19 protein-coding genes are annotated in these 22,165 nt (G+C 64.4%); 13 read left to right on the forward strand and 6 right to left on the reverse strand.

The annotated features are described in order from the left end of the window. Positions 1–3 precede the first annotated feature (3 nt). The 4 genes from NLM32_RS21270 to NLM32_RS21285 all read left to right on the forward strand — a co-directional run bounded on the left by NLM32_RS21270 (position 4) and on the right by NLM32_RS21285 (position 4,779). Positions 4–1,608: an ABC transporter substrate-binding protein gene (locus NLM32_RS21270; RefSeq protein ID WP_254130847.1), complete on the forward strand. Its 1,605-nt coding sequence runs from the start codon at positions 4–6 to the stop codon at positions 1,606–1,608. A gap of 13 nt (positions 1,609–1,621) precedes the next feature. Further along, positions 1,622–3,850, forward strand: a complete 2,229-nt coding sequence (locus NLM32_RS21275) for a N,N-dimethylformamidase beta subunit family domain-containing protein (protein ID WP_254130848.1) — start codon at positions 1,622–1,624, stop codon at positions 3,848–3,850. A gap of 70 nt (positions 3,851–3,920) precedes the next feature. Then, on the forward strand, positions 3,921–4,448 hold the full coding sequence (locus NLM32_RS21280) for a carboxymuconolactone decarboxylase family protein (RefSeq protein ID WP_254130849.1): 528 nt from the start codon (positions 3,921–3,923) through the stop codon (positions 4,446–4,448). Between the two features lie 28 nt (positions 4,449–4,476). Beyond that, positions 4,477–4,779, forward strand: a complete 303-nt coding sequence (locus tag NLM32_RS21285; RefSeq protein WP_254130850.1) for a nucleoside triphosphate pyrophosphohydrolase family protein — start codon at positions 4,477–4,479, stop codon at positions 4,777–4,779. 8 nt (positions 4,780–4,787) lie between these two features. Here the strand turns inward: NLM32_RS21285 and glsA are convergent, their stop codons facing one another. Both glsA and NLM32_RS21295 read right to left on the reverse strand, forming a co-directional pair. Beyond that, a complete protein-coding gene (gene glsA / locus NLM32_RS21290) occupies positions 4,788–6,635 on the reverse strand; it encodes a glutaminase A (RefSeq protein WP_254130851.1) in 1,848 nt (615 codons plus the stop codon). A gap of 172 nt (positions 6,636–6,807) precedes the next feature. Beyond that, positions 6,808–7,029: an acetyl-CoA carboxylase biotin carboxyl carrier protein subunit gene (locus NLM32_RS21295; RefSeq protein ID WP_254135382.1), complete on the reverse strand. Its 222-nt coding sequence runs from the start codon at positions 7,027–7,029 to the stop codon at positions 6,808–6,810. Positions 7,030–7,123: 94 nt separating this feature from the next. Between NLM32_RS21295 and NLM32_RS21300 the strand changes: the two genes are divergently transcribed. The 3 genes from NLM32_RS21300 to NLM32_RS21310 all read left to right on the forward strand — a co-directional run bounded on the left by NLM32_RS21300 (position 7,124) and on the right by NLM32_RS21310 (position 10,371). Then, positions 7,124–8,098 (forward strand): IclR family transcriptional regulator, encoded by a 975-nt coding sequence (locus NLM32_RS21300; RefSeq protein ID WP_254130852.1) that lies wholly within the window; start codon positions 7,124–7,126, stop codon positions 8,096–8,098. After that, complete coding sequence (locus NLM32_RS21305; protein WP_254130853.1) at positions 8,028–9,587, forward strand: acyl-CoA carboxylase subunit beta; 1,560 nt, start codon at positions 8,028–8,030, stop codon at positions 9,585–9,587. Before NLM32_RS21300 ends, NLM32_RS21305 begins: the two co-directional genes overlap by 71 nt. A gap of 244 nt (positions 9,588–9,831) precedes the next feature. Next, positions 9,832–10,371, forward strand: a complete 540-nt coding sequence (locus tag NLM32_RS21310; RefSeq protein WP_254130854.1) for a hypothetical protein — start codon at positions 9,832–9,834, stop codon at positions 10,369–10,371. 27 nt (positions 10,372–10,398) lie between these two features. On the opposite strand, the gene NLM32_RS21315 is transcribed toward NLM32_RS21310, so the two are convergent. Further along, positions 10,399–11,874 carry an FAD-binding oxidoreductase gene (locus NLM32_RS21315; RefSeq protein WP_254130855.1) on the reverse strand — a complete coding sequence of 492 codons (1,476 nt, stop codon included), beginning with the start codon at positions 11,872–11,874 and terminating at the stop codon, positions 10,399–10,401. Positions 11,875–12,073: 199 nt separating this feature from the next. Between NLM32_RS21315 and NLM32_RS21320 the strand changes: the two genes are divergently transcribed. The 3 genes from NLM32_RS21320 to NLM32_RS21330 all read left to right on the forward strand — a co-directional run bounded on the left by NLM32_RS21320 (position 12,074) and on the right by NLM32_RS21330 (position 14,359). After that, entirely contained in the window at positions 12,074–12,568 is a 495-nt protein-coding gene (locus tag NLM32_RS21320; RefSeq protein WP_254130856.1) for a hypothetical protein, read from the forward strand. A gap of 191 nt (positions 12,569–12,759) precedes the next feature. After that, on the forward strand, positions 12,760–13,083 hold the full coding sequence (locus NLM32_RS21325) for an EF-hand domain-containing protein (RefSeq protein ID WP_254130857.1): 324 nt from the start codon (positions 12,760–12,762) through the stop codon (positions 13,081–13,083). Positions 13,084–13,264: 181 nt separating this feature from the next. Continuing rightward, the gene (locus NLM32_RS21330; RefSeq protein ID WP_254130858.1) at positions 13,265–14,359 is read left to right on the forward strand and encodes an alpha/beta hydrolase; all 1,095 of its coding nucleotides are present in this window, start codon (positions 13,265–13,267) and stop codon (positions 14,357–14,359) included. Positions 14,360–14,429: 70 nt separating this feature from the next. Here NLM32_RS21330 and NLM32_RS21335 read toward each other — a convergent pair whose 3' ends face one another. Together NLM32_RS21335 and NLM32_RS21340 are read right to left on the reverse strand one after the other, a co-directional pair. Next, a complete protein-coding gene (locus NLM32_RS21335; protein WP_254130859.1) occupies positions 14,430–15,803 on the reverse strand; it encodes an aldehyde dehydrogenase family protein in 1,374 nt (457 codons plus the stop codon). Positions 15,804–16,133: 330 nt separating this feature from the next. Continuing rightward, positions 16,134–17,309, reverse strand: a complete 1,176-nt coding sequence (locus NLM32_RS21340) for a patatin-like phospholipase family protein (protein WP_254130860.1) — start codon at positions 17,307–17,309, stop codon at positions 16,134–16,136. 210 nt (positions 17,310–17,519) lie between these two features. Between NLM32_RS21340 and NLM32_RS21345 the strand changes: the two genes are divergently transcribed. From NLM32_RS21345 to NLM32_RS21355, 3 genes are all read left to right on the forward strand, one after another. Continuing rightward, positions 17,520–18,296, forward strand: a complete 777-nt coding sequence (locus NLM32_RS21345) for an acetoacetate decarboxylase (protein WP_254130861.1) — start codon at positions 17,520–17,522, stop codon at positions 18,294–18,296. Positions 18,297–18,406: 110 nt separating this feature from the next. After that, a complete protein-coding gene (locus NLM32_RS21350; protein ID WP_254130862.1) occupies positions 18,407–19,426 on the forward strand; it encodes a transporter in 1,020 nt (339 codons plus the stop codon). A 31-nt stretch (positions 19,427–19,457) separates the two neighbouring features. Then, a complete protein-coding gene (locus tag NLM32_RS21355) occupies positions 19,458–20,852 on the forward strand; it encodes a carbohydrate porin (RefSeq protein ID WP_254135383.1) in 1,395 nt (464 codons plus the stop codon). Here the strand turns inward: NLM32_RS21355 and NLM32_RS21360 are convergent. After that, a complete protein-coding gene (locus tag NLM32_RS21360) occupies positions 20,849–22,144 on the reverse strand; it encodes an MFS transporter (RefSeq protein WP_254130863.1) in 1,296 nt (431 codons plus the stop codon). The two genes, NLM32_RS21355 and NLM32_RS21360, sit on opposite strands and share 4 nt — an antisense overlap. Between the last annotated feature and the right edge of the window lie 21 nt (positions 22,145–22,165).

The raw sequence follows: 22,165 nt of genomic DNA on the forward strand, positions 1-22,165 counted from the left end.
AACATGCGTCGTCGAGACCTGCTCCGATCCACACTGGGCGCCGGTCTCGGCGTCGCCCTGGGTTCGACCCTTCCGATGCCGCGGCTGGCCCGCGCGCAGGGCTCGCGCGTGCTGCGCTTCGTGCCGCAGGCCGATGCGGCCATTCTCGATCCGATGATCACCACCGGCCTGGTCAACCGGAATCATGGCTTCCTGATCTGGGATACCCTCTACGGCGTCGACGAGAAATTCCAGGTTCAGCCGCAGATGGTCGCGGGCCACACCGTCGAGAACGACGGCAAGCTCTGGACGATGACCTTGCGCGACGGCTTGAAATTCCACGACGGCGAGCCGGTGCGCGGGCGCGACGTAGTGGCGAGCCTGAAGCGCTGGGCCTCGCGCGATGCGTTCGGCAATTCGCTCTTCAATCTGGTCGATGAGGTCTCCGCGCCTGACGACAAGACCGTGCGCTGGCGGCTCAAGTCGCCGTTTCCGCTGCTGCCGGAGGCGCTCGGCAAGGTCGGTGCCATCATTGCCTTCATCATGCCGGAGCGTCTGGCGCAGACCGACAGCGTCACGCCGGTCAAGGAGCTGATCGGCTCCGGTCCGTTCAAATTCCAGGCCGATCAGCACGTGCCCGGCGCGCGTCTCGTTTACTCGCGTTTCGACGGCTATGTGCCGCGTCCCGAGGGGACGCCGAGCCTCCTTGCAGGTCCGAAGGTCGCTTATTTCGACCGGGTCGAGTGGCAGGTCATCCCGGATCCCGCGACGGCCGCGGCCGCGCTTCAGCAGGGCGAGATCGACTGGTGGGATCAGCCCATCGTCGACTTGTTGCAGAAGCTGAAGGCGAACAAGGCGCTCAATGTCGAACTGCTCGATCCCATCGGCAATGTCGGCGTGCTGCGCTTCAACCATACGCAGCCGCCCTTCGACAACCCGGCCATCCGCCGCGCCGTGCTCTCCGCCATCAGCCAGAAGGAGTTCATGTCCGCGGTTGCGGGAGACGATACCAGCCTCTGGCGCGACAAGGTCGGCTTCTTCGCGCCCGGTGGCGCCATGGCAAACGATGCCGGCATGGACGCGCTGAATGGTCCGCGGGACATCGCCGCCGCCGCCAAGGCGATCAAGGATGCCGGCTACAAGGGTGAGAAAGTACTGTTGATGGCGCCGGGCGATTTCCCCGTCATCGGACAGATGAGCGAGGTCGCCGCCGATCTGTTCCGCAAGCTCGGCTTCAATCTCGATTACGTCATGACGGACTGGGGCTCGATGCTGCGCCGCATGGGCAACCGCGAGACGCCGGACAAGGGCGGATACAGCGCCTTCTGCACCTATTCCGCCGGCGTCACGCAACTGAATCCGTCGGCCCACAACTTCATCCGCGGCAGCGGTGACAAGGCGACCTTCGGCTGGGCCAGGAGCGAGAAGCTGGAGCAGCTCCGGGATTCCTGGTTCGCAGCGCCCGATGCCGCCGCGCAGGCCAAGATCGGCATCGAGATGCAGAAGCAGTGCTTTGTCGATGTTCCCTATGTGCCGCTTGGTGTCTTCTATCAGCCGACCGCGTACAAGAAGAGCATCACCGGCATGCTCAAGGGCCTGCCGTTGTTCTGGAACGTGCGCGGCGCCTGAAGAAGGATTTTCGATGCTCCCAATCACCGGCTATGCGGACCGCTGGAGCGTGCGCCCCGGCGACGACATCAAGTTCATGATCGCGGTCAAAGGCGGCGGGCGCTATTCGGCGCGGATCGCACGGATCATCTGCGGCGACCCGAATCCCAAGGGGCCCGGCTATCGCGAGATTCCGGTGAAGTGGAATCTCGAAGGCCAGCACGACGGGATCGAGCAGACCATCGCCAAGGGCTCATGGGTCGATGTATCCGCGCTGACTTTGCCGGCAGGTCCGGTCGCCTTTGCCGCGACCGTCTGGCCGACCTTGCTCGCCGCGGGCAAGCAGGCCGTGCTGAATTTTGCGGGCGCCGGCGGCTCGCTGACGCTCGGCGTCGGTGAAAGGGGTGCTTTCGCCCGGCATGTGACCGGTGAGGGCACCGTCGAGGTCGAGACCGGTATCGCGCTCACCGAGCGTGCCTGGCACGATATCGCCTGCCTGTTCGATCCCGCGACCGGATCGCTGGCGATTGCGCAGGCGCCACGCAAGATCAGGCTCGACCGCGACGAGCGCGCGACGAAAACGCTGAGCGCGCCAAAGGCCGCGTTGGCCGGCACGGGCGCGGCGGCAATCGCCGCGGAGCGCGGAAGCCGGGGCGCAGTCCACCACTTCAATGGCAAGATCGAGCGGCCGCGCATCACCGATGGCAGCACCGGTCTTGACGGCGTCATCGCCGCGCAAGCCTCTGGCGCGGCGGCCCCGGCCATCGCCGAATGGGATTTTTCGATCGGCATTCCGACCGACACGGCGACGGATATCGGCGCAGCCAAGGCGCACGGTACCTGCATCAATTTGCCGACGCGCGCGATGACGGGCTCGCGCTGGACTGGCGGAGTGACGCATCGCTGGACGGAAGAGCCAAAACTCTGGGGCGCGATCCATTTCCACGATGATGATATCGGCGATTCCGGCTGGCAGCCGTCGCTGAGCTTCACCGTGCCGGAGGATTGGACGAGCGGCGTCTATGCGCTGCACCTCGAAAAGGACGGCGCGCGCGACAACATCGTCTTCTATGTCCGCGCCAAAATACCGGGATCGCAGGCCAAGGTGGCGTTCCTCGCGCCGACCTTCAGTTACACCGTCTACAGCCAGTATCAGAAGAAGGGCAGGCAAGCTCTGATCACGGAGCGCTCGCTGGCCTGGGGCGCGCTGGCGCAGGCGCCGGACGGCCATCCGGAATACGGCGTCTCGCCCTACAATTTCCATTCGGACGGCAGCGGCGTGGTGATGTCGACCATGCGCCGGCCGCTGATCGACAAGCGCGTCAACCAGATCCACCTGGTCGATCCCAGCGATGACGGTTCCGGCCTCTACTGGATCGCCGCCGACAGCGCCATCACCGATCTCTTGACCCGCAAGGGCATCGACTTCGAAGTCATCACCGATCACGACGTCCATGCCGAAGGCGTCGATCTGCTGTCGAAATATTCGGTCGTCCTGACCGGCCAGCATCCGGAATATCATACGCACGAGACGCTCGATGCGCTCGGTGGCTATATCGGCAATGGCGGCCGCTTCATGTATCTCGGCGGCAACGGCTTCTACTGGAAAGTGGTGCCGCACGCGACAGGCACCTGGGCTTTCGAGCTGCGGCGCGCCGAGGGCGGCATCCGACTCTGGGAAACGCTGCCCGGCGAGAGCTATCATGCGTTCGATGGGTCCTATGGTGGCCTCTGGCGACGGCTTGGCCGGCCGCCGCAGGCGCTGGTCGGTGTCGGCTTCAGCACGCAAGGGGAATACAAGGGGTTCCCCTACACCTTCCTCGACGGCATTCTCGATCCCCGCGTCGCGTTCATGCGCGAGGGGATCGAGGAACTGGCGAGCCCCGGTGCCAGGCTTGGCGAGCGCGGCTTCATGGGCGGAGGCGCGGCCGGTCACGAGCTCGACCGTGCGGACACGCGCCTCGGCACGCCGCATCATGCGATCATCATCGGCCGCGCTGTGCTCGATGATCCGACCTATCAGCCCGTCAACGAAGAGCGCTACGACCATACCTGGCCGGCGTCGCGCGAGGACATCATCCGCTCCGACCTGACCTTCTTCGAAACGCCGAATGGCGGCGCGGTCTTTTCGGTCGGCTCGATGAATTTCATCGGCGCATTGCCGGTCGACGGCTACGCCAACGTGGCGGCCCTGCTGGTGACCAACATCGTCAGGCGCTTTGCCGATCCGACGGCATTTCCGGAGCCGAAGTCCTCCGCATGATGTTGCTCTTGCGTCGGGGCAAGAATAGTCTTGGGTCGTCCAAAAAACGACAACAAGACCCAAGGTGATCATGGCCCGCATCGACTACAGCGACCCGTCCAAGGCGTCCGACCGCACTCGCGAAATCCTCGACAAGAACCGCAATGCCAACATCTTCCGCATGATGTCGCATTCGCCGAGCTATTTTGAACAGTATTGCCGCCTCGGCGGCGCCATCCGCCACAAGGGCGAGCTCGATCCCATCGTGCGCGAGCTCGCGATCACGCGCACCGGCATTCTGTGCGAGGCGCCCTACGAGATCGTCGCGCACAAGCGCATCGGCAAGAACGTCGGCGTCACCGACGCGCAGAACGAGGCGCTGGAGAATTGGCAGGCTGCGACCTGTTTCGACGAGACGCAGCGCGCCGCGCTCGCCTTCACCGACGAGATCGTGAAGCTGAGGAAGCCGACGGATGCGACCTTCAAGGCGATTGCCGCAAAGCTGACGCCGGCAGCGCTCATCGAGCTGCAGCTCTCGGTCGGCTTCTACATCATGACGTCGAAGTTCCTGGAGACGTTCGAGATCGATCTCCAACCCGTCACCGAGGTGGTGGGCTGATCCACAGCGAGGCTTGCGAGGGATGGTCATGACGATCGATGAATATGCGGCCTGGGCTGCGACCGTTGCGAAAGTCGATGAGCATCCTTCGAACGAACGGCTGTCCTATCTCGGGCTCGGCCTCGCCGGTGAATCCGGCGAGGTCGCCGAGCACATCAAGAAGCTGCTGCGCGACGACTGGCTCGACAAGGCGGGGCTAATCGAAGAGCTCGGCGATGTCATCTACTACTGGGCCTGCCTGTGCGCCGCGACCGGCCAGCAGCCGTCCGAATTGCTGAAGGCCAGCGCGGCCAAGATCAAGCGACGTATCAGCGAGGCGGCGAGCCGATAGGCGATCGCTTACGTCGACGTCAGAATATCGACCTTGGTGTTGGCGACGATCAGGCGATCGGCCAGGAGCTGCGCCAGGTTGCGCATGATGCGCTCGGAGGCACGCGGGTGCTGCCGGCGAAAACGCTCGAAATCCCTGAGCGACACTTCGAACGCGGTCGCCGCCATGTCCGCGAACACGTCGGCGGAGCGGGCGGTCTCGATCAGTGCCATCTCGCCGAAGGCCATGCCGGCGGTCAGCGTCGCAAGCCTGACGCCATCGGGCAGGGTGACATGCACGGCGCCGCTGCGCAGGAAGAACAGGGCGTCGGCAGGATCGCCTGCGGTGAGGATCTTTGCACCGGAGTGATAGGTTTTGATCGTGCAGATCGAGGCGAGGTCCGTCAGCTCCTCGGCGCTGAGGCCGTCGAGCAGCGGCTGTTCGGACAGCTCGGTGGTCTCGTGGAAATCGATCGAACCGCCATAGCGATAGACGATCTGGTCTTCGGCCCATTCGATCGCGGTATCGAGCAGGTAGAAATCGCGAACGTTCTTCAGCTCCGCGGTCCATTCCCGCAAGCTGTCCCATTCCTTGGAGGCGCGACGGACGCCGGAAATCACCACGGTGACGTTCAGCGCGGCGAGCTGCTCGAAGGCTTCGGCCACAAGGCGTGCGCCGGCCCGCGTGGTGGAGGTGACGCGGTGAAGATCGAAGATCACGAACTGCGGCCGCGGTCGATCGGCCAGCCGGCGCGAGACATAGTCGACCGCCGAGAGCGACAGCGTGCCAACCAGCTCGATGACCCGCACGGCCTCTTCATGCGCGGCGAGGATGTCGCGCTCCTGCTGGCGGCGGACGCGGCGTGACGGGCTCTTGCCGATGTCGTAGTCAGCAATGACGGCGTTGCGGGCGTCATCGCTGCGGTTGAGCATGTGCAAATCGTAGTGCGAGGACAGCGCCTCGCAGACCTTGATGCCGCGCACGCTGTTGCCGTGCTTGTCGAGCCTTGGCGAATAGCTGCCGAGCCCGAGGCGGGCGGGAAGCGCGGCCAGGATGCCGCCGCCGACGCCGCTCTTGGCGGGGATGCCGATCCGGTAGATCCACTCGCCGGCGTAATCGTACATGCCCGACGAGGTCATCACCGACAACGTCCGCGAGATCGCATACGGCGTCAGCACCTGTTCGCCGGTGACCGGATTGACGCCGCGATTGGCGAGCGTCGCGGCCATGATCGCGATGTCGCGCGCGGTGACCAGCACCGCGCATTGGCGGAAATAGACGTCGAGCACGCCGGCGACATTGTCCGAGATCACCGCATTGGTCTTGAGCAGATAGCCGATGGCGCGGTTGCGGTCGCCGGTCTGACTTTCGGACGTGTAGACCGCTTCGTCGACGGCGAGGTCGCGTCCCGCAAAGCGGCTGAGGGCGAGCCGGATCTGCTCGAAAGCATCAGCGCCCTTGCTCGCATGGATCAGTCCGGTGCAGGCGATCGCGCCGGCATTGACCATCGGGTTGAACGGATGATTCTCCGCATTGAGCCGGATCGAGTTGAAGGGATCGCCCGAGGGCTCGACGCCGATCGCGCTTTCGACCTTGCCCGCACCCAGAAGATCCAGCGCCAGCGCGAACACGAACGGCTTTGACATCGACTGGATGGTGAAGGGCACCCTGGAGTCGCCCACTTCATAGACATGGCCGTCGAGCGTGGCGAGGCTGATGCCGAAATAGGCAGGGTCGGCCTTGCTCAGCTCGGGAATATAATCCGCAACTGTGCCAGAGGTCTCCGCGGAGAACTCATTCAGGCATGTGTCGAGAAACCGCAGCAGCGGCGGCTTCGAGCGGGTCCAGGCGGCGGCGGGCGGCGGTTGCGCTATCATCGCCACCCTTGTGCAACGCAATCCTGACATGCGCAACCCGTTCGGCTCTGTTGTAACGCCCGAACGCAAGACGCCGCGCGCGATTGCATCATGATCTGTTTCAGATTGTCGCAGATCCGAAGCCGCCGAGAAACTGCAACGGAAACTGCAACGAACCTGCGGCGGCGCGTGCTCAGCTCGCGACGATCGCGATCGCTTGGCCTTCGGCGACAAGGTCATCGATCTTCACGAGCAGTGATTTGAGCGTGCCGGCCGCAGGCGAGGACACCGGGATCTCCATCTTCATGGCCTCGACGATCACAACGTCTTCGCCATCCGCGACGGTTCCTCCAACTTGCACGGGCGTTGCGCAGATACGTCCCGCAACTTCAGTGACGATCTTTATTTCTGGCATGCCATCGCCTTTTTGTTGTCGTCGCAAAATGCCTGAGGTAGCGTCTTTCACAAGTGGAATTTAATTCCGCAGAGCGGAACAAACGGTAGGGATCATGGGACGACGTTCGGAGCGGTTGAGTAGGCAAGGTGCACTCGCTGGCGATGCCGGTGAAGGTGATGTCATCCAGGTGGTGTCGCGCGCGTTCGACGTGTTGCGATGCTTCGAGGGCCACGATAGCAGGCTCGGCAATCTCGAGATTTCAAATCGCTGCGGCCTGCCGCGTTCCACCGTGTCGCGGCTCACGCACACGCTGACGCGCATGGGGCAGCTGGTTTACCTGCCGCGCGACCAGAAATATCGCATCGGGCCGAGTGCGGTGGCGATGAGCGCCTCGATGATGAAGGGCGCGCAGCTGCGCAGCATGATCCGCCAGCGGCTGCAGGAAGTCGCCGACCAATTGCCTGGCACCGTCGGCTTCGTCGTGCCCGATCGCTTCCATCTCGTCTATCTCCAGTTCGCGCGCTCGGCCTCTGCGCTCGGTCTGCACGAGGGCACAGGCAGCCGCATCTCGATGGCCTCGACCGCTGCGGGCGCGGCCTATACCGCGGCCTTGTCGCCGGAAGTCGGCGATGCCTACATCGCCGAAATGGAGCGCGAAGCGCCCGAGGCGGCGAAGATCCTCAGGCCCCGCATCGAGGCCAACCGGCAATCGCTGCGCGAGCGCGGCTATGTCACGGCCTGCGGCCTGTGGAGCCCGCACATCAATGGCCTGGCGGTGCCGATCTGGTCGCCGCAGTACCAGACCTTCGTGGTCGTCACGATCGGCCTTCTCTCGGCGATGTTTGACGAGCAGCGTCTCCACGCCGAAGTCGCGCCGGTGATGGTCGCGCTCGGCCGTTCGCTCGGCAGCCTGATGGAGGGCGCGGAAGGCGACGCCTTCAACAACCGCATCTCGCGCAAACCGGTCGCAATGGCCGTGCACAACAATAACAAGCCGATCAATTCGGAGGGAGTGAATGAATTGGAAGCCGGAACTCGACGAGCTCGCCCGGCGCGAAGCCTTCGCGCGGGAGATGGGCGGCGTTGACAAGGTCAAGCGACAGCATGACCAGGGCCGGCTGACTGTTCGGGAACGCATCGACAAACTGATCGACAAGGGCAGCTTCCACGAGATCGGTGCCGTTTCCGGCATCGGTGAGTACGATCCCAAAGGCGAGCTGAAGACCGTGACGCCGGCGAACTGCGTGTTCGGCCGCGCGCGCGTCGACGGCCGCACCGTGGTTGTCGTCGGCGACGATTTCACGGTGCGCGGCGGCTCGGCGGATGCGTCGATCTCGGCAAAGCCCTTGATGGCGGAGGAGATGGCGCACGACCTCCGTCTACCCATCGTGCGCATCATCGAGGGCTCCGGCGGCGGCGGCTCGGTCAAGACCATCGAGACCAAGGGCGCGGCGAACCTGCCGGGTGGCATCGGCGGCACGCGCTGGTATCGCTTCACGACGGAGAACTTGTCGCGCGTTCCGGTGGTCGCGCTGGGCCTCGGCTCGGTTGCGGGCCTCGGCGCTGCGCGTCTGGCCGCCAGCCACTATTCCATCATGACGCGGAAGTCCGCGATGTTCGTCGCCGGTCCGCCGGTGGTGAAGGCGCTTGGGCAGAACCTCTCGAAAGAAGAACTCGGCGGCGCGGATATCCAGACCCGCGCCGGCGCGGTCGATCATGCCGTCGACACCGAGGAGGAGGCTTTTGCCTGCGCGCGGCGCTTCCTCTCGTATTTGCCGTCATCGGTTTACGAGCTGCCGCCGACCTTGCCCTGCATCGACAATCCGGAGCGCAGCGAAGAGGCGCTGATGAATGCGGTGCCGCGCAACCGCAAGCAGGTCTACAAGATGCGGCCGATCATCGAGCAGGTCGTCGACAAGGGCTCGTTCTTCGAGGTCGCTTCCAATTTCGGCAAGCCGATCATCGTGGGCCTCGCGCGGCTCGAGGGTAGGGCGGTGATGCTGCTCGCCAGCGACAGCTTTCACTATGGCGGCTCCTGGACGGCGGATGCCTGCCAGAAGGTGGTGCGCTGGGTCGACTTCGCCGAGACCTTCCATCTGCCGATCGTCTATCTCATGGATTGCCCCGGCTTCATGATCGGTCTCGATGCCGAGAAGGCGGCGACCATCCGCCACGGCGTGCGCGCCATGGCCGCGGTCAACCAGACCACCGTGCCCTGGTGCACCGTGATCCTGCGCAATGCCTTCGGCGTCGCCGGCGTCGTGCATCAGCCGGCCGACCGCTTCTCGATCCGTTACGCCTGGCCGTCGGCCTATTGGGGCTCGCTGCCGCTCGAAGGCGGCATCGAGGCCGCCTACCGCGCCGACATCGACGCGGCCGAGGACAAGGAAGCCAAGCTCAACGAGATCCAGGAACGGCTCAACAAGCTGCGCTCGCCGTTCCGCTCGGCCGAAAAATTCTGGGTCGAGGAGATCATCGATCCGCGCAAGACCCGCTCGCTGCTGTGCGAGTTCGCGCGGCTGGCCGAGCCGTTGCGAAAAGCAGGGCCGCCGGAGAACATGACGATCCGGCCCTAACGTCCCGCCGTCATTGCCAGCGTCCTGTCCGCGCAAGCTCGGAGAGCCAAGGCGGAAGCGCCGCAATTGATCCTCTCACCGCGGACACGTCTGGATTGCGTCGTCGCAATCGGGGCGAGCGGGAACACATCCGAGGCGACGGCGCCCAAATCCGGCCATCTTTCGCCGCGCTTCAGGCCCATTTCGGTCAAACCGATATCTGTAGCTCGTCGCCGGGGCAGGGCCCTCCAACCGGAGTCCTGCAATGATGAAGTTAGTAATTTCTGCGTGTTTTTTAATTGCAGTTAGTTCAGTTGCTTCGGAAGCGCGGCCCTCGCGCAATCTTCAAGCGCCCGGGTGCAACATCACCATGCCCTGCGACTTCTCGTATCCGCAGGCGCGACGCGAGCGGGCTCCCCGCCAGGCATTGCAAGCCTATCGGGCAACCCAAATGACGATGACTGACGCGGGAAGCCGCGCCACGACAATCAGCGTGTCCGGTGGCGATCGCGTCATTGGCGGTCGTCCGGCCGGGTGTCCCTCGTCCTTCTGCGGTTGTGGCGCGGCGCTGCGCGTGTTCGGCCGTATCGTGCCGGAATTGAACCTCGCGGCCAATTGGCTGCGTTTCCCGCGGACGGCGCCGGCGCCGGGAATGGTTGCGGCGCGCCGCGGGCACGTCTTCGTTCTGGAGCAGCATCTCAGCGGCGACATGTGGATGGCCTATGACGCCAATTCGGGCGGTCACGCCACGCGCATGCATGCACGTTCATTGCGGGGCTACACCATCGTCAACCCGCGCGCTTGAGACGACGGGGAGGGTGCTCGGACGTCATCACACCCGCAGCACCTTCCCCGGATTCATGATGTTCTGCGGGTCGAGCGCGCGCTTGATGGTGCGCATGATGTCGAGCTCGGTCTTCGAGCGGTAATGGCTGAGCTCGTCGAGCTTCTCGATGCCGATGCCATGCTCCGCCGAGATCGAGCCGCCCATCGAGGCGATGATATCGTTGACGGCCCGCGTGATCGCGGCGGTGTATTGGTTCAGCGTCTGCTGATCCATGCCCTTCGGCCCCATGAACGAGAAGTGCAGATTGCCGTCGCCGATATGCCCCAGAGGATAGGGGCGAATGCTCGGGAGAATATCGAGTACGGCCTTGAGCCCCTTGTCGATGAACTCCGGAATTTTTGAGATCGCCACCGACATGTCGTAGCTGATCCCCGGTCCTTCGGCGCGCGAGGCCTCGGCCATGGCTTCCCGGATGCGCCACATGTTGCGCGACTGGCTGACGGTCTGCGCGATCACCGCGTCGATCACGCGACCGGCCTCGAGCTGGTCGGCGAGAAACTGCTCGAGCTTCTCCGACATGCCGGTGGCCCCGTCCTGCCGGGGGCGCGAGGACGACCATTCGAGCAGCAGGTACCATTGCGTATCCGCCTTGAGCGGGTCCTGGACGCCGGGAATGTGGCGCATTACGAGGTCGACGGCCGCGCGGCTCAAGAGCTCGCAGGACCCGACATTGTCCTCGGAGGCCGCATGCGCTTCGGAGAGGATCTCCAGCGCCGCGCGCGGATCGCGGACCGCCAGCCACGCCGTGGCGACGTCCTTCGGCGCCGGCCATAGCTTGAGGACGGCCTTGGTGATGATGCCGAGCGTGCCCTCGGCGCCCATGAAGAGGTGCTTGAGGTCGTAGCCGGTGTTGTCCTTCTTCAGCGCACGCAGTCCGTTCCAGACGTCGCCGTTGGGCAGGACGACCTCGAGACCGAACACGAGGTTGCGCGCGTTGCCGTAGCGCAGCACCTGCACGCCGCCGGCGTTGGTCGAGAGATTGCCGCCGATCATGCAGGAGCCCTCGGCGCCAAGGCTCAGCGGCAGAAACCTGTCGTGCCTGGCCGCGGTCTCCTGCAGCATCTGCAAGACGCAGCCGGCCTCCACCGTCATCGCATAGCCGACGGGATCGACGTCCAGCACGCGGTTCATCCGGCCGAGCGACAGCACGATGCCGGTATGGGCGGGCCAGGGCGTGGCGGCGCCCATCAGCCCGGTGTTGCCGCCCTGTGGCACGATCGCGACGCCGTGGTCGTGGCATAGCCGGACCACTTTCGAGACCTCCTCGGTGCTGCCGGGACGTATGACGGCCCCGGCGCCGCCCACCAGCAGCCCCCGCCAGTCCGTGACGAACGGCTGCTTGGCGTGCTCGTCTTCGATAAATCCCTTCTCGCCGACGATCGCGCGCAGGGCGTCGCGTAGCTCTGCGGTCACAGGTGCGGTCGGAATGGCGGGTACGGGTGACGGGAAGGCAGTCGGCATTTTGTTTCCCCTGGCGCATCTTGGTGTGCACTGCGCGCGCGAAGCGCTTTAAGGGCATTGTCCACGTTTGGGCCGCGAAGTCTAACGGCAATATCGGTCACACCGGGACAATCTTGGCAACATCTCCAAACATGTTCGCCAACATCTTGCGGCTGTCTCGTCCTAGGAGGGGCCCCGACCCCGCAAGCAGGATTGGCAGATGCGATTGAAACCTTCGGCGACACGTCTTGGCGCAGGCGTGGCCTGCCTGATGCTCGCAAGCATCACATCGGCGCACGCAGAGCCGGTGTTCGACAGCCTCGGCGGCACATGGTCGGGCACCGGTTCGATGAAGCCATCGGACGGCCCGCGTGAGAAGGTGCGCTGCAAGGTGGCGTACGACATCACCAAGCCAGGACGTTCCGTAAGCCTCGACCTGCGCTGCGCGAGCGATGCGTACAAGATGGTCCTGTCCGCGAACATCGATCAAAACGGGACCGAGCTGTCCGGAAACTGGTTCGAGCACGAGTATCGGCAGGGCGGCAAGGTCACCGGCACCAACAAGGACGGCTTGATCGAGGCGCGCATCGAAGGAAACACCGTGGCCGCGCTGGTGACGATCCAGACCAAGGCCAATCATCAGTCGTTCCTGATGGAGGCACCGGGGTCCTGGATGTCGGAAGTCGCGATCGAACTGAACAAGGACGTGAAGTGACGGTGCGCGCATCACGGGCCGTCAGGCATTTGCTCACCGCGATATTCTTTCTCGCTTCCATCGGTCAACCTCGCGCACAAATCCCCCCCGGAGGCGGGACGCCGCCGCGCGCGGATCCTCTTCCTGACGGGCCGCCGATCTGGGACTACGACCACGACGGCACCTACACCTGCGATGAATGGAAGCGATACATGGACCAGCTGTTCCGGCTGGCCGACAAGAACCGCGACGGCTTTCTGAGCGCGTCGGAATTCCCCGTCATCCGACGCGCCGAGCGGAGTTTCGCCCAGGCGGAGCTCGGCTATTTCGACGACAACGGCGACGGCAAGGTGAGCCGCTCCGAGCTCGTGGACAAGCCAAGCCGCTTCATCGGCCAGTACGACGCGAACGCGGACTGCAAGGTCACGGCTGCAGAACTGAAAGGCGGCTCATCGCCGCCGTCTGACGGCGGCGGACGGCGCGGGCGCGGTGGTGGCGGGCCGGGCGGGGCGGGAGGCCTGGGGCCGAAGTTCTAGCGCATCGATTTGCGGCCGTTGACGACGGGCGCAAGTGAACATTGATCTGGATCAAGCGGAATTCCGCGCAGCCCATTTTGGTACAGGTTGCGCCTGCTGGCCACGTCGATGGTTGAGACCGACGAGAGGAACGTGCAAAACTGTTCCTGATCGTGGAAGGGGACGCCGGGAGGAGGGCGGGATGTATCTGCGGCGCCGTACAGTTGCGTCTTTGCATGTCGCTGCTGTCGCGTTGACGGTTCTGGCCTCCGCCTCCTGCACGTTGCGCCCCCTGCAAGGCGTGCTGATCCCGAGTAGCGAGGCCGTTGAAGCAACCTCCCGAGTCCCGATCCTGATCGGAACAACGCGCACGCGATCCGGCAGCGATCCCGGCGAGATGTTCAGCCGCGAGCAGTCCGGCGAGATGGCGTTCGCAGAAGTGATCGTGTCGATTCCGCCGGACGGATCGCGCACGGTGGGTGAAATCCAGTGGCCGCTCTCGCCCCCCGGCGATCCGCGCAAGGAGTTCGTCACGGCATCGGCGGGCTATCTGGATCGCGCCGGATTCAACGCTGCCATGACCAACGCGGTAAAGGCCAGGCATCTCAACAAGGCGATGGTCTTCGTTCACGGCTTCAACAACCGTTTTGACGACGCGGTGTACCGCTACGCCCAGTTCGTTCATGACGGCCGGATTCCCGTCATTCCCATCCTGTTTTCGTGGCCATCGCAGGGCGCCGGAAACCTCGGCTCCTACGAATACGACCGCAAGGTCGCGGGACAATCGGGTGCGGCGCTGGCAGCACTGGTCGACAGCGTGAACGCCAATCCGGCGATCAAGGAGATCACGTTCGTCTGCCACTCCATGGGCTGCCTGGTGACGCTCGATGCGCTGCGGAACAGGGCACAGCACGGTGGACCGCCCTCGAAGCTGAAGAATGTCGCGCTTGTCGCGCCCGACATCGGCTTTGACGAGTTCATCAGCCAGATCAGTGCGGCGGGACCGCGGCGTCCCCGCATCGGGCTGTTCCTGTCTCAGGATGATGTTGCTCTGAAAATATCGAGGTCCCTTGCCGGAGGAACAGCCCGTCTCGGCGAATTCAATCCGCAGGACGAGCCGTACAGAAGTGCGCTTGCGCAGCAGAAGATCGCGGTGTTCGACCTGACGCACCTGGGCGGCGATGATGCGCACTCCAGAGCCTTCGAGGACGTGACCTCCGTCATGGGAATGATCAGGCAGAGGCTCGCCCAGGGCCAGCAGCTCGGCGAGGACGCGTCGCGAATGGCCTCGCGCTAGAGTTAGGTTTTTCCTGTTAGGTCGCTGCGCGAGCAGGTGCTGGCCTGCGCGTCTGACTGCGGGGTCACGTTCACTTGAACACGATCATCTTCTCCGCGGTCATCTCGTGCATCGTATAAGGGATGCCTCCAACGCCGTGGCCCGATACGCGACGACCCGCGAAGGGCATCCAGTCGGTGCGGAAGGCCGTGTGATCGTTGATCATCACTGCCGCCGCATCGAGGCGCTCCGCCGCATCGAGGGCCGTGGCGAGATCGCGCGTGAAGATCGCGGACTGGAACGAGACCGGAAGTGAATTGGCTTCTGCGATCGCATCGTCGATGCGATCGAACGGATAGACGCAGGTCACCGGCCCGAAGACTTCCAGGGTGGAGACTTTTGCGTCGCGCGGTGGCGAGACGAGAATCGATGGTTTGAGGGTCGTCTCGCTCAGCCGTCCGCCGCCGATCTGGCGCGTTCCGCGAGAGGTGGCCTCCGCGATCCAACCTTCGACACGCTCGACCTCCCGCGGGGTGATCAGCGGTCCGACCTCTGTCTCGGGACGCGTCGGATCTCCCACCTTCAGGGCCTCGACCCTTGCCGTCATTCGGTCGATGAATTCCTTCTGAAGCGATGAATGCACGTAGATCCGCTGGACCGATACGCAGACCTGGCCGGCGTGGTAATATCCACCCTTGACGACCGGCTCGATGATCTTCTCGAGATCGGCGCTGCGGTCGATGATGAGGGGAGCGACGCCGCCGTGCTCCAGCGCGCAGCGCGCACCGGGTGTGATGACCGATCGCAGGTGCCAGCCGACACGCGCCGATCCGATGAAGCTGAGGAAGGCGACGCGCGGGTCGGTCGCAAATTTTTCCGGAAGGCTTTGATCTTCCGGGAGGAACGTCTGGACCCAGCCTTCGGGCATGCCGGCCTTGTGAACAAGCTTCACCAGTTCCACGCAGCACAGAGGCGTCGTGCCCGCAGGCTTCACGATCACCGGGCAACCGGTCGCAATCGCCGGCGCGACCTGGTGAACGATCAGGTTGAGGGGATGATTGAAGGCGGAGATTGCCGCGACGATGCCGATCGGCTCCTTGATGGTCCAGGCCCGGCGGCTGTCGCTTGCGGGCGTCAGGCCCATGGGGATCTCGACCCCGGCGCGGGTTCGCAGAAAATCCGCCGCCGAGCGGATGCCGTCGATCGCCCGGTCGGTCTCGATCAATGCGTCCGTGAGCGGCTTTCCGCCCTCCCGTGCGATCAGAATGCCGAAATCCTGCCGCTTCTCGGCAACGAGATCGGCGAGCTTGTGGAGGATGGCGATCCGCTGATGGGTTTTCAGCCAGGCCTTTCGGTCCGCGAGCAGCTTTCGCGCGGTCTCGAACTTCGCGTCCAATGCGGCAGCGTCGTCACTGGCGAGCTCGGTGATCTCTTTTCGGTCGAAGGCCTGTACGACTTGAATCATGATTGTCTCCCGCGCATCGACGAGGTCAGCGGCATTACGAAGCTGGCGGCACAGAGGATCGTGACTGTCTGCACCGCGCGGATTGACCTTGCCGTCTGACGCTCTCAACGCTCAATGTACGGCGCCGGGCGCAAGCTCGCCACGTCGCGCGTTGGCGCAGAGCGGATCTGTCGTGCGATTTTGCAATGATGATATTGTGCAGGTGTTTTGCCCGACGTGTCAAACGACGAGTCAAACCGCGTGCCGGGGGGCTAGTCGTCGCGAATCTAAATTCTTGAACGATCTCTACTGTGCATGGGGTTGTTTTCGACGTTTTGTCGAGAGCGCCCGTCAGGCGCTCTCCGTCTCCCGGTGCACGTCGTGCACGACGAGCCCCATGCCTTCGTCGGGCATCTTGATCCAGTCGCGGCGCTTCAGTGTGCGCTTGGTGTCCTCGTAGCCGCTTGTCCAATGCTCGCGCATCGAGGTGCCCGAGAATTCGTGGTCCTTGGCGTCGCCCTCATAGGCCTTCTGCTGGTAGATCAGGTGCAGGATCGCGATCTCCGGCATGCGGCGCAGGCTCGATTTCAGCTGGCGGTCCTCGTCGGAGAGCTGCTCGTCCGGAATCTTCGCCAAGGCCTTGTAGAGCAGCACCTTGAGATTATGCGTGCGGCGATAGACGTCGGTGTTGTGACGGGTGCGCGAGGAATACATGATGTCCTTGTGGCGGGCCATCACGTCCTGGATCGAGCGCGGCAGCACACCGCGCGCGCTGAACAGGTCGACCTGGAACACCAGCGAATTGATCGCGTCCTCCTGGTCGAGCAGGTGCTGCAGCGGCGTGTTGGAGACGATGCCGCCGTCCCAGAAATGATCGGTGCCGATCCGCACCATCGGCAGCGCCGGGGGCAGGGCGCCGGAAGCCATGATGTGCTCCGGCTCGATCTCGTCATGGGCGTTGTCGAAATAGATGAAGTTGCCGGAGAGCACGTTCACCGCGCCGACCGCGAAGCGGATCTTCTTTTCGTTGATGAGGTCGAAATCGACGAGCTCGAGCAGGGTCGCCTTCAGCGCGGCCGTGTCGTAGTAGCTGGTCGCGGTCTTGGCGCCGACCGGGCTGAACCAGGGATTGACCTGGTGCGGCGTGAAGAAGCCGGGTTGGCCCATCGCCGATGTCATCCAGGAGCTGTAGAGGTTGCGCCACTGGCGGAAGATGTCGCCGTCCGGCGTGTAGTGCCAGATCTTGCGGTTGGTGATGCGCTCCCAGAAAATGCGCAGCGCTTCGAGCCGCTTCTCCGGTTTGTTGCCGGCGATGATGGACGAGTTGATCGCGCCGATCGAGACGCCGGTGACCCAGTCGGGCTCGATGCCGGCCTCGTGCAGCGCCTGGTAGACGCCGGCCTGGTAGGCGCCGAGCGCGCCGCCGCCCTGCAGGACCAGCGCGACGCGATCGCAGCGTTCGGGCCGCCAGCCCCGCGCGGGCGGCTGATGGGTCTGATGTGTCGGTTGCGACGTGCGAGCGTCCATGGCGATGCCTCCAGCCTTCACCGGACGATTGCGGCCGGTGGTGACGGCGTGATGACAAAGCAGGCCGATGCCGCCTTTGCATGCAGGTCAACCGCGACGGGAATGGCGGGAGGTCGTGTCCCTGACGGAAATCGGTCACATCGCAGTCAATGACGGCAGCTAGCAATCTGCGTGAAGTCGGAACTTGCCGGATCACCAGAGGAGACAGCGATGCGCAGGGAAGACGTGCTGAGGCTTCCGTCCATGCCGGCCGCCGGGCCGAGCTATCCGGCCGGCCCGTACCGCTTCGTCAACCGCGAATTCCTGGTGATCACCTACGAGACCGACCCGGACCTGATCCGTGCCGGCCTGCCTGAGCCGCTGGAGCCGATCGACCAGCCGATCGTGCACTACGAATGGATCAAGATGCCGGACTCCTCCGGCTTCGGCAGCTACACCGAATCCGGCCTCGTGATCCCGGCGCGGCTGCACGGCGAGGAGGTCAACTTCGTCTCGCAGATGTATCTCGATGATGATCCGCCGATTGCGGCGGGCCGTGAGATCTGGGGCTTCCCGAAGAAGTACGCCCACCCGAAACTCGAGATCGTCAAGGATACACTGACGGGCACGCTTGAATATGCCGGCCAGCTCGTCGCCATGGGCACGATGGGCTACAAGCACGAGAGCATGGCCGGCAACGGCGATCTCACCCGCGCCACGCTGTCGAAGACGCAAATCAATCTGAAGATGATCCCCGGCGTCGACGGCCATCTCGAGGTCTGCCAACTCGTCGCGATCAACCTGATCGACATCGTGCCGAAGGGGTCCTGGATGGGACCCGGCCGGCTGCATCTGGTGCCGCACGTCAACGCGCCGGTTGCGGATTTCCCGGTCCGCCGCTGCATCGGCGCGCATCACTACATCGCCGACCTGACACTGCCGTTCGGCCGCGTCGTGCACGATTACATCAAGGAAGCCCAGGCCGCGACGGGGCTCGCCGCGGAATAGGGCGGCGCGCCATCATCAAACTGTAACACTGGCGTAATTGACTGCACGGAGGACCCGGAGGAGGCCAATAACGGCCCCCCGGGATTGGGCTGCAATGATATGGGGTCAGCATGGCCGAGCCGGCAATGCTTGTCAGCGCGACATCGGGTGTCGCGCCTGTCATTCCTGGACTGGTGTGGGCGTTTCGTTTGCATGGCGACGGCAGCGCTGAGGCGCTGCCGATCGACCAGCCGATCGAGTTCAGCCATGATGGCCGACTCTGGCTGCATTTCAATTTGACAGATGGTCGCGTGCGGCCGTGGATCGCAGCATCACAGCTGCCGCCGCTTGCGCGCGATCTCTTGCTGTCGAGCGACACGTTCCAGCAGCTTCACGTCATCGACCATTGCGTCTACGGCGTGTTCTCCGATCTGGTTCGCGACATCGATGCTGCAACGGAAGAGACCGCGTTCCTGCGCTTCGCCATGACCGAGCATCTCCTGGTCTCCGGCCGTCACCAGGCGCTTTGCTCGGCGGATGCGACGCGCCGCGTGCTCGAAGGCGGCTACCGCGTCGACAACGTCGCCCATCTCCTGGAAAAGATCGTCGACGAGGTCGCCGACACGCTCGATCGGATGGCCGACAAGCTCGGCCAGGAAATCGACGGCATCGAGGAACGCATCCTCGCCGACGAAGCCAAGCCGGAGATGCGCCGCACGCTTGGTCGGTTGCGCCGGACCTGCGTCCGCCTGCACCGCCAGCTGACGGGATTGCGCGTGCTGTTCCACCGGCTCGACCAGAAGAACACCGATCATCTGTCGCCGGGGCTTCGTATTCAGGCCGGCAAGCTCGCCCAGCGGCTCGACGGGCTCGACCACGACATCGTCGAGTTGCGCGAGCGCAGCCGCCTGCTCGAGGAGGAGCTGCGCTTCAAGAACGAGGAGGAGAGCAACCGCCACCTCCACACGCTCTCGATCGTGACGACGCTGCTGCTGCCGCCGACGCTGATCACGGGCATCTTCGGTATGAACACCAAGGGCCTGCCGCTCACCGACGTGGACGAGGGCTTTCTCTGGGCGGCGGCGCTCATGGTGAGCTCGATCGGCCTTGCCTATCTGTTCATGCGGCGCACCGGCATCTTCAAGAAATAGCGCAGGCCAGCCGGTGTCGGCCGTGAATGCGATTGCCCCAACATTGGCGTTGCGACGCTCGCTCGTGATCGCCGTGGTGCTGTTCGCGAGCACCAGCGCATTCGCCGGCGCCAAGGACGAGAGCGCCGCCGACTGGCTGTTCCCGAAATGGTTCAACGAATGGCATGACGGGCTCGCCAACAAGGGACTGAATTTCGGCGCGACCTACATTGCCGACAATATCGGCAATGTCTCGGGCGGGGTCTCGCGCGGCGCCATCCATTTCGGCCGGCTCGATCTGTCGGTCGATGCCGATCTCGACAAGCTCGTCGGCTGGACCGGCGGACGCTTCTACGCCAACGGCTACATCATCTACGGTCGCGGGCTCAGCCGGAACTACATCCAGAATCTCGCCACCATCAGCGAGATCGAGGCGCTGCCAGATCAGCGGCTTTACAACGCCTATTTCGAGCAGAGCTTCTTCAACGACCGCTTGAACATCAGGGCCGGCCAGCAGGCGGCCGACGTCGAGTTCTTCGACAGCCAGACCGACGACCTCTTCATCAACGGCACCTTCGGCTGGCCCGCCATCAAGGCGACCAATTTGCCGGCCGGCGGCCCGGCGCCGCCGATCGCGGTGCCCGGTATTCGGCTCAAGGCTCAGGTCGCGGACAACGTCACCGTCTTCGGTGCCGTGTTCAACGGCAATCCGGCCGCCCCCGGCGACGGTGATCCGCAGACGCGTGACAATCACGGCCTCGCATTTCGTGTCAATGATCCGCCGTGGGTCATCGGGCAGGTCCATTTCGACTATCACGTCGACATCGGCGCAAGCACGCTTGCCGGCAACGTCACGCCCGGCGGCTGGTATCATTTCGGCGACTTCGACAGCCAGCGCTTCACCGCGGACGGCTTTTCGCTCGCAGACCCGACCGGATCCGGTATTCCCGCGAAGCTTCGCGGCAATTACGGAATCTACGCGGTCGTCGAGCAGGCGCTCTGGCGGCCGCCGGGGACGGAAATCGAAAAGACCGTGTCGGCCTCGATACCCGGCGTTACCGCGTTCGGCCGCATCGCCTACAGCCCGCCGGATCGCAATTTGATCGATCTCTATGTTGACGGCGGCGTCGGCTTTGTCGGCTTTACGCCCGGTCGTCCGCTCGATCGGTTCGGCATCGGGCTTGCTTACATGCGGATCTCGGGGGCGGCCCGGAGCCTCGATGTCGACACGCAGATCTTCAGCGGGATCCAGAGCCCGGTACGCAGCAGCGAGGGCCTGCTTGAAATCATCTATGAGGCGCACATCAAGCCGGGCTGGCTGATCGCGCCTTACTTCCAATATGTGCGCAGGCCGTCCGGGGGCATTCCGAACCCGAACGATCCGACCGGCGTGTCGCGGATCGGTGACGCCGCCGTGTTCGGCGTCACCACCACGCTCCGGTACTAGGCCATCGCCGGCTTTGCTTGCGGTTTTGGCTGCCGCGACAGCGCCAGCACGATCAGCGAGGCGAACACGCAGAGTGCGCCGGCCACGAAGAAGGCGGGCAGGTAGCTCTGCAGCAGCGTCCGCGACAGGCCCGCGCCGAAGGCGGCGGTGCCGGCGCCGAGCTGGTGGCCGGCGAAGATCCAGCCGAACACCAGATTAGCGCGTTCGGGTCCGAATTTCTGCGCGGTCAGCCGCACCGTCGGCGGCACGGTGGCGATCCAGTCGAGACCGTAGAACATCGCGAAGATCGACAGGCCGTAGAACGAGAAATCGCTGAACGGCAGGAAGATCAGCGAGAGCCCGCGCAGACCGTAGTACCAGAACAGCAGGTAGCGATTGTCATAGCGGTCCGACAGCCAGCCCGACATGATAGTGCCGAAGAAATCGAAGATGCCCATCGCCGCCAGCAGGCTCGCCGCCTGCACCTGCGGGATGCCGAAGTCGAGGCACATCGGAATCAGATGCACCTGCACGAGCCCGTTGGTCGAGGCGCCGCAAACGAAGAAGGTCGCAAACAGGATCCAGAACGCGCTCGACTTCGAGGCGTCGCGCAGCGTGCCGAGCGCCACGCCCGTGATCGAGCCGTGGTTCACCGGCGGCGCGGGCAGGGGCTCGGTGCCTTCGTCGCCGAACGGACGCAGGCCCAGATCGCTCGGCCGGTCGCGCATGATGAGCAGGACCGCCGCTGCGGAAACGCCGAGCATGATACAGACGAAACCGAGCGCCAGGCGCCAGCCGTAACGCTCGGTCATGCTTGCCAGCAGCGGCAGGAACACGAGTTGGCCGGTGGCGACGCTCGCGGTCATGATGCCGACGACGAGGCCACGCCGCGCTGCGAACCAGCGCGTCGCGATGGTGGCGCCGAGCACCAGTGCGGTCATGCCGGTGCCGATGCCGATCACCACGCCCCACAGTGCCACGAGCTGCCAGACCTGTGTCATGCCGAGCGAGGCCACCAGCGCCGAGACGACGATGAGCTGTGCGGTCAGCGTGACATTGCGCAGGCCGTAGCGGTTGAGGAGGGCGGCTGCGAACGGTGCCATCAATCCAAACAGGATGAAGCGGATTGAAAGCGCAGATGAGATCTCCGCCGTGCTCCAGCCGAACTCCTTCTGCAAGGGAACGATGAACACGCCGGGCGCGCCGACCGTGCCGGCGCTGATCAGAGCGGCGAAGAAGGTCACGCCGACCATCACCCAACCGTAGTGGATGTTGCGACGGCCGAGCGCGGCCGAAAGCCAGTTCGAGATCATTGCCCCTCAATCCAGGTTGGC

It is taken from the genome of Bradyrhizobium sp. CCGUVB14 (assembly GCF_024199935.1).
In the GTDB taxonomy this organism is placed as follows: Bacteria; Pseudomonadota; Alphaproteobacteria; order Rhizobiales; family Xanthobacteraceae; genus Bradyrhizobium.

Bases quoted from the DNA above. Each gene is read 5' to 3' on its own strand.
- NLM32_RS21270 (WP_254130847.1), top strand. From the start codon at position 4: ATGCGTCGTCGAGACCTGCTCCGATCCACACTGGGCGCCGGTCTCGGC.
- NLM32_RS21275 (WP_254130848.1), top strand. From the start codon at position 1,622: ATGCTCCCAATCACCGGCTATGCGGACCGCTGGAGCGTGCGCCCCGGC.
- NLM32_RS21280 (WP_254130849.1), top strand. From the start codon at position 3,921: ATGGCCCGCATCGACTACAGCGACCCGTCCAAGGCGTCCGACCGCACT.
- NLM32_RS21285 (WP_254130850.1), top strand. From the start codon at position 4,477: ATGACGATCGATGAATATGCGGCCTGGGCTGCGACCGTTGCGAAAGTC.
- glsA (WP_254130851.1), bottom strand. From the start codon at position 6,635: ATGATAGCGCAACCGCCGCCCGCCGCCGCCTGGACCCGCTCGAAGCCG.
- NLM32_RS21295 (WP_254135382.1), bottom strand. From the start codon at position 7,029: ATGCCAGAAATAAAGATCGTCACTGAAGTTGCGGGACGTATCTGCGCA.
- NLM32_RS21300 (WP_254130852.1), top strand. From the start codon at position 7,124: ATGGGACGACGTTCGGAGCGGTTGAGTAGGCAAGGTGCACTCGCTGGC.
- NLM32_RS21305 (WP_254130853.1), top strand. From the start codon at position 8,028: ATGAATTGGAAGCCGGAACTCGACGAGCTCGCCCGGCGCGAAGCCTTC.
- NLM32_RS21310 (WP_254130854.1), top strand. From the start codon at position 9,832: ATGATGAAGTTAGTAATTTCTGCGTGTTTTTTAATTGCAGTTAGTTCA.
- NLM32_RS21315 (WP_254130855.1), bottom strand. From the start codon at position 11,874: ATGCCGACTGCCTTCCCGTCACCCGTACCCGCCATTCCGACCGCACCT.
- NLM32_RS21320 (WP_254130856.1), top strand. From the start codon at position 12,074: ATGCGATTGAAACCTTCGGCGACACGTCTTGGCGCAGGCGTGGCCTGC.
- NLM32_RS21325 (WP_254130857.1), top strand. From the start codon at position 12,760: ATGGACCAGCTGTTCCGGCTGGCCGACAAGAACCGCGACGGCTTTCTG.
- NLM32_RS21330 (WP_254130858.1), top strand. From the start codon at position 13,265: ATGTATCTGCGGCGCCGTACAGTTGCGTCTTTGCATGTCGCTGCTGTC.
- NLM32_RS21335 (WP_254130859.1), bottom strand. From the start codon at position 15,803: ATGATTCAAGTCGTACAGGCCTTCGACCGAAAAGAGATCACCGAGCTC.
- NLM32_RS21340 (WP_254130860.1), bottom strand. From the start codon at position 17,309: ATGGACGCTCGCACGTCGCAACCGACACATCAGACCCATCAGCCGCCC.
- NLM32_RS21345 (WP_254130861.1), top strand. From the start codon at position 17,520: ATGCGCAGGGAAGACGTGCTGAGGCTTCCGTCCATGCCGGCCGCCGGG.
- NLM32_RS21350 (WP_254130862.1), top strand. From the start codon at position 18,407: ATGGCCGAGCCGGCAATGCTTGTCAGCGCGACATCGGGTGTCGCGCCT.
- NLM32_RS21360 (WP_254130863.1), bottom strand. From the start codon at position 22,144: ATGATCTCGAACTGGCTTTCGGCCGCGCTCGGCCGTCGCAACATCCAC.